Here is an 11961-nt window from a genome sequence, read left to right as displayed (position 1 = left end):
GCGGGGGAGAGGGGGAGAGGGGGAGCGGGGGAGCAATTTACATTCTTCCTTGATTGCTAGCCAATTACCAATTACCAATTACCAATTACCTATTTTACGAGTCCAAGATTTGCAGCAACATTATACTTTAGAACGCAATTTATTAGACCAGATATTTTCTAGAACAGGACAGATAATTAAAGCAGTAGATGGTATTAATTTAGAACTATATCCAGGGGAAATATTGGGCTTAGTAGGAGAATCTGGCTGTGGTAAAAGTACCCTTTCACGCACGATTTTACAGCTAATTCGCCCTACATCCGGCAAAGTAGAATTTTTGGGGACAGATTTAACTGCACTCTCCCGCGATGCTGTGCGATCGCACCGTCGAGATATTCAAATGGTATTCCAAGATCCCCACGCTTGTCTCAACCCAATGATGACAGTCGGTCAAAGTATTGCCGATCCTTTGTTTATCCACAAATTAGCGACTCCAGACGCAGCTAAAAAACAAGTATTGGCTATGCTAGAACGGGTGGGTTTGACACCATCTGAAGATTATTATCAGCGCTATGCAGGCGAGTTATCTGGGGGACAACAGCAGCGAGTGGCAATCGCGCGTGCTTTAATTACCCGCCCTAAATTGTTAATTTGCGACGAACCTGTGAGTATGCTCGATGCTAGCGTGCAGACGCAGGTATTAGAGTTAATGTTGGAATTAAAAGCGGAATTTAACCTTACTTATTTATTTATCACCCATGACCTTTGGGTAGCAAGATTTTTTTGCGATCGCATTGCCGTTATGAACTCTGGTAAAATTGTGGAAATCGGCGCGACAAAAGAGATTTTTACCAATCCTCAACATCCTTACACTCAACAACTTTTACAAGCTGCACCCTTGCTTGCTCGCACATAAGAAGCAGGGCTGTATCGGAATGCTCCCTTTTAGCTGTTATGGCAACCGCCAAGGCAGTTAGGGCAACTTCAACTCTTACCTCTATTCTGCATTTACACGACCATATCTCGCTACAAATTGATGACTATTATCCTCTTTATTCTTCAACCAAGCCCACATTTGATCGCCCAGGGAAAAATGCCACCACTCATTAAAATGCTGTTTAAATCCTGCCGCAAACATCGCCTCTTTCAATAATTGCCGATTTTGATGATACTGTTGTTCTACGACACTATTACTATTAGCAAAACGATCGGGATAGGAACGGGGAGAAACTTCATCAATGGCTGAACCCATATCAATTCGCTGATGATTTCGATCTACTATTGTCACATCTAAGGCTGCACCGGTACTGTGGGGCGGCGGTGTAGCTGGGTCGAGGCTGGGAACGGCCCAAAATTGATAAACTTGTTCTAGGATATCTTGGCGTTTCTCTTCAGAAATAGGCAATTTGTAGCCTTGAGATTTGGCGATTTCGGTGAAGGTATAATCTACCATAAATTGTTGTACTTCGACGGGGCGATAAGCATCAAATATCATAATCTTTAACTCTGGATGCTTTTGCTGAAGATAGGTTTGAGCCGCTATCAAGCTATTAAGAACGCCTTGGCGGAGGTAGTAAGGTGAATCTGCTTTGCTAGGGGGATAGGGTGCGCCTAATTTTTGATAGGCGTGGGGAATTTCGATAGCAAATAGTTCTAAGGGAATGGCGATGAGGGGTTCGTTGCAGTCGATAATTGGGATTTTTTGATAGGGTTTCATTTTAACTTCTATAAACGTCTTTCCGATGTTTGCAATATGGTATCTGCAATTCTACAGTTGTTTGTGTCATATTTTTTCTTACCTTAATTAAACCAGCCATTGGCAACTACTTTATTAAATTCTCAACGAATATGATATGATAGATTATGATAGATAAAAATTTGAGGATAATTAGATGAAAGCCGTTGAAGTCACAGGAACCCTGGATGAAAAAGGTCAATTGTACCTCGATCGACCTATTGAAAAATTCCCACCTAGTCGCGTGCGAGTGATCGTACTTTTTCCCGAAGTAACTGAGGAAATTGAAACCGATCCTGATGATACTCCCATTGAAGAAATAAAAGCCAGTCTCCGGCGAGCATTACAGGAAGCTAAATCTGGACAAACTAGACCAATTTCTGAGTTATGGGAGAGGATCGATGGTGAATGAACCGCCGATTTACCCCCCAATTCTCAAACAATTATTAACTCTGGCGGTAAGCAATAACTGCATAAAAAGGATCGCCACCACCCATCCCCAACATTTGCAGAAAACTCGGAACATTCGACTGCTTTACAATTACTTCCGGTTGACTAAAACCGGGAATATTTACCCCTTCTACAGAATCAAAATAACGCTTTACCAATTCTACGCGATCGCTCTCCGAACCATCCCGCCAAGCAGCGATCGCTTTTTGATGAAACATCCGATTAGAAAAGCTAATAATTGCCAATCCCCCCGGCTTCAAAATCCGTCGTATTTCCGCAAAAATTGCATCGGGATACTGCAAATATTGAACAGAAACACAGTTAATAACGGCATCAAAATCGGCATCGGGTAGCGGTAACTTCGGATTAGCATTCAAATCCTGCACAAAATAATGATTTAACCGCTTATTCTTCGCCAATTCCTCCGCATTCAACCCGTGTCCCTCAACGTGAGCAAATTCTATCTCCTCCGGTAGATGCGAAACCCAACTACTCATCATGTCCAAAATTCGAGTATTCGGTTTGAGGCGATCGCGATACAATTGAGTCAATTGCTCGATAAATCCCTCATCTACATGAGTCACAAAGCGAGGGTATGAATAGAACAACGTATCATCGGTATCGTCTAACTTAGTGCGCTGATGACCTTGAAGTAACATAATTGAGAATCTAAGTAGCTTTACTCTTTCTAGTTTAAGAGTATTACATATAAAGAACTTATCGGATACCGATTTCCCTATCCTTAATCAGGTTGAATCGCCGCTAAAATTTGTCCAGCAGTCACCGTTTCGCCCTTTTGACAAAACAACTCTACCACAGTTCCCGCCACATCCGCAGTAATAGCAATCTCCATTTTCATCGCTTCCAAAATTAACAAGCGATCGCCTTCTGCAACCACATCTCCAATATTAACTAATACCTGCCAAACATTAGCTGAAACGTGAGCAACAACCGCCTCAGAACCGGGAGGTAAATTGATTTCTGCCGCGACATCATTAGCCATACTCATCGCTGTTTCTGATGCCGCTTCCACTTCAAATTCCCCAGACGCAGCCCAGCGATCGCGCTCTGCATTAAATGCCGCTTGTTGTTTCCCTTTAAACTCAGCTACATCATCAGCAATAGCATCCAAGAATTGATTATATTCTCTCAGATTAAACGTGATTTCCTCAACTTGTAATTTAAACTTACCTTCGAGAAAATCTTCTCGGTAGCGCCGCAATTCCTCACCCGAAACAGGATAAAACTTGATCTGGTCAAAGAAGCGTAAAAGCCAAGGTTTACCCGATTCAAAATCCGCCGTTTGTTTAAACCGATTCCACATTTGAATCGTGCGACCAACAAATTGATATCCTCCTGGCCCTTCCATACCATAAACACATAGATATGCACCACCAATACCCACTGCATTTTCAGGAGTCCAAGTGCGTGCGGGGTTGTATTTAGTCGTTACTAAACGATGGCGAGGATCGAGGGGAGTAGCGACAGGTGCGCCTAAATAAACATCACCTAATCCCATCACTAAATAGCTAGCAGTAAAGACAATTTCTCTGACTTTTTCAATACTATCAAGTCCATTAATGCGGCGAATAAACTCAATATTTCTCGGACACCAAGGCGCATCAGATCGCACTGACTGCATATATTTTTCGATCGCTAATAGCGTGGATTCATCTTCCCAAGATAAAGGGAGGTATAAAATTCTTGCTGGTACTTCCATATCCTCAATTGCAGCTAATTCCTCTTCTGCTGCAATTAAGGCATCCATTAACTGTTGTTGTGAAATCTGGCGACTATCAAAATGAATTTGTAGCGATCGCATTCCTGGCGTTAAATCGATTACTCCCGATAGCGGATTAGCCTTCAGCAATGTCATTAACCCATGCACTCGAAAACGTAGGTTTAGATCCAAAACCAAGGGGCCGTATTCAACTAGAATATATTTATCGCCAGCTTGGCGGTAAGTAACAGCAACTTGCCCCATTGATGCCGAAATTTCATGCAAGATTGGCGAACCAACCTTTGGGATTGATGTCTTGATTTCCTCCATAGAAAGATTAGGAGAAAGAGTAGCAATTTGCCGATCTTGCTCTAATTCTAGTTGCAATGCTTCCGCAAAACTTAAACAATAAAAATGAATACTATCCCCTGGTTTCAGTTGTCCAATTTTCCACAATTCAGCCTGAATAATTGTAGCAGGACAAACAAAACCTCCCAAACTAGGGCCATCAAGACCGAGAATTACAGGCATATCACCAGTAAAATCGATCGTCCCGATCGCATAAGCATTATCATGAATATTAGACGGATGTAAACCCGCTTCTCCACCATCTTGACGCGCCCATTTTGGCTTAGGGCCAATCAGCCTAATTCCCGTCCGAGTTGAATTGTAATGCACCTTCCACTCAGTTGAGAAAAACATTTCGATGTCTTCCTCAGTAAAGAAATCTGGCGCTCCATGCGGGCCATATAAAACCCCTATTTCCCAATTATTACTGTAGGTAGGAATAAGTGAAGGATGCAAACTTCTTTCTGTATCTATTGTCGCAGATTGATTAAGTTTTAACACATCTCCCGGTCGTAATGTTCTGCCTGCGTGTCCCCCAAATTTACCCATTACAAAAGTAGCTTTACTGCCTAAATAATCTGGAACATTGAAGCCATCTTTTACTGCCAAATAAGTACGGTAGCCATCACCTTGAATTGCTTTTAATTTGAGAGTGCTACCAGCTTTAACAGCAATTGCCGTCCAAAATGGTATGGCTTCACCATTCAGCGTTGCCTTCATAGTTGCACCCGTTAAACTAATAACTGTATCGGCATTAAAGTGCAGAGTTGGCCCCATGACTGTACACTCTAATCCGGCAGTTGATTCGGAATTTCCGACTAAACGATTTGCCAATAGAAATGCTAAATTATCCATCGGCCCAGAGGGGGGTACGCCCACATCCCAATATCCCAAACGTCCCGGATAATCTTGAATTGTGGTATAGGTTCCACTATCTAATACATCGATAGTTAAAGGAGCATATTTGAAAGCATTTAAAAAGCGGGTACTAAGTTCAGCCTGATTAAATCGGGAATCATCTAAAATCTGGTGAAGGTAATCTAAATTAGTTTCAATTCCCGCAATTTGGCTTGCATCTAAAGCAGATTTAAGTTGCGCGATCGCGTCTTTTCTATTCTTACCATAAACAATCACCTTTGCCAACAGCGGATCGTAAAAAGGCGTAACTTCCGTTCCCGTTTCTATCCAAGTATCGCAGCGGATATTTTTAGGAAAAATCACCTGATTTAGCAACCCAGAACTCGGCTGAAAATTCTTGTTAGCATCTTCTGCATAAATTCGCACCTGAATAGAATGTCCTTGCGGCTGATAGCGATACTCTTCTAGAGGAAACAAATCTCCAGAAGCAAGTTTTATCATCCATTCCACTAAATCAATTCTATTAACAGTTTCAGTTACGCCGTGTTCTACCTGTAAGCGCGTATTGACTTCTAAAAAGTAAAATTGCTTTGTATCAACATCATAGACAAATTCAACGGTTCCTGCGGATTGGTAATTTATCACTTTTCCCATTTTTACCGCTGCTGCATATAACTGTTGTCGTAATTCATCGTTAATTCCGGGTGCGGGTGTTTCTTCAATCACCTTTTGATTGCGTCGCTGTACGGAACAATCCCGTTCACCCAAGGCTATGACATTTCCTTTGCCATCTCCAAATATTTGAACTTCAATATGTCGAGCAGTTTGAATATATTTCTCTAAGAAAACACCACTTTGTTTAAAATTACTTTGACTTAAACGCTGTACTTTCTCAAAAGCTTCTGCTAAATCTTCTTCGCTTAAACACACCTGTAAACCAATACCACCACCGCCAGCGGTACTTTTGAGCATCACTGGATAACCAATTGCCTTTGCTGCCATTGCTGCTGCTTCTAAGCTGTTTAAAAGTTGGCTACCAGGGGTTAAAGGCACATGATTTTCTGCTGCTAGTTCCCGTGCGGTATGCTTTAATCCAAAGGAGCGCAATTGAGCCGGAGTTGGGCCGATAAATGCTATATTTTCTCGATCGCAAGCTTCAGCAAATTCTGCATTTTCGCTTAAGAAACCATAACCGGGATGAATAGCTTGAGCTCCAGTTTGACGCGCAACTTCGAGGATACGCTCAAAGTTTAAATAACTTTCTGCTACTGCTGGGCCACCGATACAAACTGCTTCTGTGGCAGTAAAGACGTGCTTAGCATGAGCATCAGCTTCAGAATATACTGCTACTGAAGCAATTCCTAAGCGGTCTAATGTGCGAATAATTCGGCAGGCAATTTCACCGCGATTGGCAATCAGAACTTTGTTAAACATGAGTGCTTGATTGAGTTGAATTTGAAGAATACGGAACGAGTATTTATGCTAACTTAAGTAACGTTTATCCCCTTGTTATCAGATTTGCCAGGGGTTAAAACCCCGGTCTTATAGCTAAAGTCCTCTAAAAGAGGACTTATAGATCGGTAAAGTAAAGTATTTTACTTAGTCGTCTTCAGACGACTTTTACTATTAGACAGGGGTTTTAACCTCTGGTGGGTTGGGTTGTGGAAGAATGAAACTACCTTGCTTTTTAAGGTTGGGGCAATTTCAGATTTGTTGCCATTTATCAAAAATTGGGTATTACATCACATCCCAAATAATCAACCGAATTGGCGTAGGATTGTAGGCATTACAAGGGTTATTCATTTGCGGACAGTTAGAAATAGCTACCAAGGCGTTCATTTCTGCTCGCAAATCGACTGTACTACCTGGATCGGAAATGCCATCAACAATCTCAAGTTTGCCATCTTCACTGACTGGCACATTCATAAAGAAATTGATGTTACTGACTAAATCCCGTTTTCCTAAACCATAGGGAGTAATTGCAGCTAGGAAATTTTCAACGCAGGCGTGTTGGTATTTTTTATCCAGTCCAAATCGCACGGAATTACTCTCACAACTACAAGCACCACCAGAGGTATCATGTCGTCCACAAGAGTCGGCAATAATTGTCATTATCGCTCGTCCTTCATTGGAAATAAGTTTACTGCCAGTAGTTACAAAGATGTTACCTTGACGGACAATAGTATCGGGTGCACTGTAACGTTCTGAAGGGTCATCGGCGTTGTAAACTAGAAAATCTACTGCCTGATTTCCGCCTAAATCGACAATCCGAAGAATCTGTCCTTTTTTGAGGATGTGCGACCAAGGATGTCTCGCTGATAACACTTCATTGTAAATTGCTGTTGCTGGATCTAGAACTCGTTGTGACGTTAAAACCATGATGCAATTCTCCTTAATAAATGTCCAATTTTTCGGGTTTAGCTTTGATTTACCCAAACTACAAATTAATTACTGAACAAACAAAGCATCGGTGTTAATGAATCCGCGAATTACTTCCGGGTTGGCGGTGCGGCATACATCATCGGGTGATGGTGTTGGCGATTTCCAAACTTGAATCTGAATTGGTTTTGGATCGTAAGTTGAACTAGAATGCAAGATATGAGGACAGTTAGAAATCGCTATTAATACATTCATTTCTGACCGTAAATCGATGAAGCTACCGGGTTTCTCGCAGCCTTCTACATATTCCATTGCCCCATCTGGCTTGACAGCAATGCGAGTAAATAGGTTAAAATTAGGCATAATATCTTTTTTGCCTAAACCCCGCCTTGTCAATGCTTTGATAAAGTTGTCTCGCGAGTTTTTCCAGTCTCCATCGCCGTATTTTTCACTATTACTAGCAGCATTGCTGCATCCTGATAGTAAATCGTGATAGCCAGATGTATCTTCAGTAATGGAAAATAAAATGCGTCCCATATCTGTGTAGAGTACCATACCTTTTTTTAGAAAAGCATTAAATTGAATTTTTGCGGTGTCTGCTACGTTTAATCTTTCTATGGGGTTGTCGGCGTTATAGCACAGCATAGAAACGCCTTGAGAGCCTTCTAAATCGGTGATGCGGAGGGTATTTCCGCGTTTTATAATACCTGACCAATAAGCGCCGCCGGGAATCACTTCCTCCATCAGTACAAGGCTGGAATCGAGTTTAGAATTTGTGTTAATTGGTGCTTGCACCATGAGCTCCTCCAGATAAGATATGAGGTGAATAATCTGTGGTGTGAGCTTTACTCAAATCGCAAAAGCCCAGGAATTTACCAACAGTTAATGATAACTGTGTGATTCTCCCGGGCTTTTCTCCCGCCGTGTGACCAATTTAATTTCCCCCTCGTATTTTTTAGGGATAATTGAATATTGGCTGCTTCTCTTGGACCAGACATCTAGTTATCTCACTAGATCGGAACCCTAGAAGCGATTCCTATGCAATTTTTAGCTGAAGTCAGTTTGTAATTGTTAGCCTAGCCTTTGTTTTTTTGGCTAAATAAATGCTGACTTAGATGTTTTGAGGTTTAGCTGAACACCTTACTTGCTTGTAATTTATTTTAAACCAGAAAATCCGATAAAAAAGTATCTACTGTTACATTTATCTAGATTTTTTGAGATTTTTTGAGGGAAATTTTGAGATGCGATAGCTGGGTAAGGTGGCGATCGCCACCCTACTTTTAATTATGTTGACCATCGCAAAAAATGCTGTTTTTATGTGAGTATTGTCTCATTCCTAATTTAAGCAGCAATTGCAACAGCTTCCTGTCCATGTTTCCGCAGCAAATCCATCAATTCATCGCGGTAGTCGTGAAATCTGGAATGGCGTTTAATGCTATGAGTACGTTCTGGCAGATGAATAGAAATTTCTTTCCTCACAGTACCAGGACGCGAACCCAAAGCATAAATCCGATTAGAAAGAAAGACTGCTTCTTCTACATCATGGGTAATCATAAAAACTGTGATTTTAGTGCGCCGCCACAAATCTAACATGAATTCGTGCATCGATTCTTTAGTATGAACGTCTAAAGCACCAAAAGGTTCATCCATTAATAATACTTTTGGTTCTGAAGCAAGAGCACGCGCGATCGCGACTCGTTGTTTCATCCCACCTGATAATTCCTTCGGCAAAGATTGAGCAAACTTAGTCAATCCTACTACATTTAAATAGTAGCTTGCTTGTTCCCGTCGCTCCTTTTTTGGTACGCCTTGAAGTTTGAGGCCAAATTCGGCATTTCCCTGCACATTCATCCAAGGATAAAGAGTGTAGTGTTGAAATACCATGCCGCGATCCGGCCCTGGTGCAGTTACAGTTGTGCCATTAATTTTAACTTCCCCAATTGTTGGTCGATCTAATCCAGCAATCTGCCTCAGTAATGTAGATTTTCCCGAACCAGATGCACCTACAGCACAGATAAATTCGCCTTTTTCAATGGTCATATTAATGTCTTTCAAGACAACTAATTTACCATTTTTAGTTTCAAAGTGTTTGTGTAGATTGTTGATTTGCAGAAACATTAGTTAATCCTCGTGTGAGTGGTAAATGGTAAATGAAAACTAGATCGAGTCCGGTAGCATTAGTCTTGTATGTAATTGCGAGAGAAGAAGCAACCTGAAGCAATTTCTTGGCTTTGCGATTGCTTCACTGCGTAAGCGCTACGCGCAGGCTACGCCAACGCAATGACACTTTAATACAATACAAATATAACTGGAGATGATGTTATCAATTTATTGGCAGTTGTACGGTAAAGTACGTTACAATTTCTCAGTAATTTTGGCAGCAATTATTTTTTCTGGCTGGCCCATTTGCAAGAAACTTGCAGCATATATTGAAATAACAAGTCAAAGGTGAGTCCGATCACTCCAATTACAATCAACCCCACAAAAATTTCATCAGTTTTGAGAAATCGACCGGCGACGCTGATCCGGCGGCCTAAACCTTCGGTGGCTGCAATTAATTCGGAGACGATTACCAGTTGCCATGCGGCGGCAAAGTTGATGCGGGAAGCATCAATAATTCCTGGTAAAACGTGGGGTAGAATTACATGAGTTAGGGTTTCCCAGCGATTGCCACCTAACATATAAGTTGCTTCAATTAAATCTTTTGAAACAAACTTAACGGTATCCATTACCATCAAAGAATTGAAGAAAAAGACACCAATAAAGATCAGGGTAATTTTGGGTTCTTCACCAATTCCTAGATAAAGAATTAGCAGGGGAATAAATGCCGGTGCAGGCATATATCGCATCAAGCCGAAAATGGGTTCTAGCAAGGCGCGAATACTCGGAAAACTGCCCATCATTACGCCAATGGGAATTGAAAAAAGGGAGGCAAAGAAAAATCCAACTCCTACTCTCCACAAACTTGCTACGGTGTCTTTTAGGAGATCGCCGCTACTCCACAACCGCCCAAAGGCTTCTAAAACGTTAGCGGGAGATGGTAAAAATTTGGGGTCTACTTTAATGAAGGTTGTTACTAACCACCATAGCAGTAATGGTAATGCAATGGATGTCAGAATTAAGCCAGTATTTAGAGGTTTGGGGATGTCTTCAGCCAGTCGCCAAAAAACGGTTGGATTTAGGCTTTTTGGCTTGAGATGGGATTGGATCGATTGTGGTTCTGGATTTGGGGACATGATGAAATTTCCGATTTCTAACTAGGACTTTTTGACTTTCTCGGCGTAGGCTTTGATGAAGCGATCGTCAAATAGTTTGCTCATGTCTGGCTTTGTTTTTGCTAAACCTACTTCGGTGAGAAATTTGCTCATTTCTTCAGCGGCAAATGATAAGGATTTCATGGTATTTCCAGGTTGAAAAGCTTTTAAGTTTTCCTCAATAGTGAAGATTTGAGTACCGTCAGCGTATTGTTTATATTCATCAACGCTGACTCCCGCTCGTTTCGCCATAATCTCGTAGGCTTTGTCTTTATTAGCTTTGATATATTCTAATGTGGCAAACCAGGAATCTACAAGAGATTGTACGCGATCGGGGTGTTCTGTAACGAATTTGCGTGTGAATACAAGATGATCGGAAATTGAGCCAGGAAAATCTTTAGAACTAAAAAGTTCTTTGCTTCCTGTGCGCTTTAATGCTTGTGTTGTAAAGGGGGCAAATACTGCAACTGCATCGACTTGTCCGCCGACAAAGGCGGCTGCGGCTTTACCAGTTTCTAAGGGGATAAATTGAATATCTTTGGCTGATAATCCGGCTTTTTTTAGCCCTAATAGTAAGAGGAAATGATCGACTGTTCCTTCTTCAGCGGCGACTTTTTTGCCTTTGAGATCGGCAACAGAGTTGATACCTTCGGCAACAATTATTTTATCATTGCCAGTAGAGTTATCGTTGACTAAAACAATAACTTGATCGGCTCCACCAGATATAGAGCTAACTGTATCTCCGAGGGTTTGGCTGTTAGCATCTATCTGTTCGGCATTGAGGGTGCTGATGGATTCTAGGTAGCCATCAAACCACTTTAAATCTACGGAAACTTTGTTGGTTTCAAATATCTTTTGTTCTTGGGAAACTTGCCAGGGAAACCAACCAGGCCAAGCACTAAATCCTAAGCGTACAGCGCTGACTGTACTATTTGCGCTGTTAGGTGTTGAGTTGATTTGGCTGGCAGGATTCCCACAACTTACTGTCAGAGATAGTGTGAAGAAAAACAGAATACAGTAGGATAGAAGCGATCGCGTTAATTTTGCGGAGCAATATTGTATCTTCATGGCATATTCTGGTAAAAACGGTGGATTGTTCGAGGTGAATATGGTGATTGAAGTTAGGAACTTATAGCGGTTTTCTATTGGTATCTGCTATTTTTAGTTAACAATTACAGGACTTACGGGGATTACGTAACGCCGCCATCTTGGCGGTAACAATACCGCCAAGATGGCGG

At 41.5% G+C, this 11961-nt stretch carries 10 protein-coding genes and 1 riboswitch; of the genes, 2 read left to right on the top strand and 8 right to left on the bottom strand.

The features are described from left to right. On the top strand, window positions 1-895 hold an 895-nt coding region (locus tag PY364_RS14250; RefSeq protein WP_275523422.1), incomplete at its 5' end, for an ATP-binding cassette domain-containing protein. 81 nt (window positions 896-976) lie between these two features. On the opposite strand, the gene PY364_RS14245 is transcribed toward PY364_RS14250, so the two are convergent. Further along, window positions 977-1696: a M15 family metallopeptidase gene (locus tag PY364_RS14245; protein WP_275523420.1), complete on the bottom strand. Its 720-nt coding sequence runs from the start codon at window positions 1694-1696 to the stop codon at window positions 977-979. A gap of 175 nt (window positions 1697-1871) precedes the next feature. Here PY364_RS14245 and PY364_RS14240 point away from each other — a divergent pair, with 175 nt between their 5' ends. Next, window positions 1872-2126 (top strand): hypothetical protein, encoded by a 255-nt coding sequence (locus PY364_RS14240; protein WP_275523418.1) that lies wholly within the window; start codon window positions 1872-1874, stop codon window positions 2124-2126. A 34-nt stretch (window positions 2127-2160) separates the two neighbouring features. Here the strand turns inward: PY364_RS14240 and PY364_RS14235 are convergent, their stop codons facing one another. From PY364_RS14235 to PY364_RS14205, 7 genes are all read right to left on the bottom strand, one after another. Further along, the gene (locus tag PY364_RS14235; RefSeq protein WP_275523416.1) at window positions 2161-2823 is read right to left on the bottom strand and encodes a class I SAM-dependent methyltransferase; all 663 of its coding nucleotides are present in this window, start codon (window positions 2821-2823) and stop codon (window positions 2161-2163) included. Between the two features lie 83 nt (window positions 2824-2906). Further along, entirely contained in the window at window positions 2907-6524 is a 3618-nt protein-coding gene (gene uca / locus PY364_RS14230) for an urea carboxylase (RefSeq protein WP_275523414.1), read from the bottom strand. A gap of 303 nt (window positions 6525-6827) precedes the next feature. Next, the gene (locus PY364_RS14225) at window positions 6828-7469 is read right to left on the bottom strand and encodes an urea amidolyase associated protein UAAP2 (protein WP_275523413.1); all 642 of its coding nucleotides are present in this window, start codon (window positions 7467-7469) and stop codon (window positions 6828-6830) included. 69 nt (window positions 7470-7538) lie between these two features. Further along, the gene (locus PY364_RS14220) at window positions 7539-8267 is read right to left on the bottom strand and encodes an urea amidolyase associated protein UAAP1 (protein ID WP_275523412.1); all 729 of its coding nucleotides are present in this window, start codon (window positions 8265-8267) and stop codon (window positions 7539-7541) included. 102 nt (window positions 8268-8369) lie between these two features. Further along, window positions 8370-8507, bottom strand: a riboswitch (guanidine-I (ykkC/yxkD leader). Between the two features lie 303 nt (window positions 8508-8810). Then, window positions 8811-9587 carry an ABC transporter ATP-binding protein gene (locus tag PY364_RS14215; RefSeq protein ID WP_275523410.1) on the bottom strand — a complete coding sequence of 259 codons (777 nt, stop codon included), beginning with the start codon at window positions 9585-9587 and terminating at the stop codon, window positions 8811-8813. A 266-nt stretch (window positions 9588-9853) separates the two neighbouring features. Then, the gene (locus PY364_RS14210) at window positions 9854-10705 is read right to left on the bottom strand and encodes an ABC transporter permease (protein ID WP_275523409.1); all 852 of its coding nucleotides are present in this window, start codon (window positions 10703-10705) and stop codon (window positions 9854-9856) included. A gap of 21 nt (window positions 10706-10726) precedes the next feature. Next, complete coding sequence (locus tag PY364_RS14205; RefSeq protein ID WP_275523407.1) at window positions 10727-11791, bottom strand: ABC transporter substrate-binding protein; 1065 nt, start codon at window positions 11789-11791, stop codon at window positions 10727-10729. Between the last annotated feature and the right edge of the window lie 170 nt (window positions 11792-11961).

This window comes from Kamptonema sp. UHCC 0994 (assembly GCF_029167235.1).
Lineage (GTDB): Bacteria > Cyanobacteriota > Cyanobacteriia > Cyanobacteriales > Microcoleaceae > Kamptonema.
The sequence above is the reverse complement of the archived record's forward strand: the minus strand, read 5'-3'. Positions and strand labels throughout refer to the sequence as shown.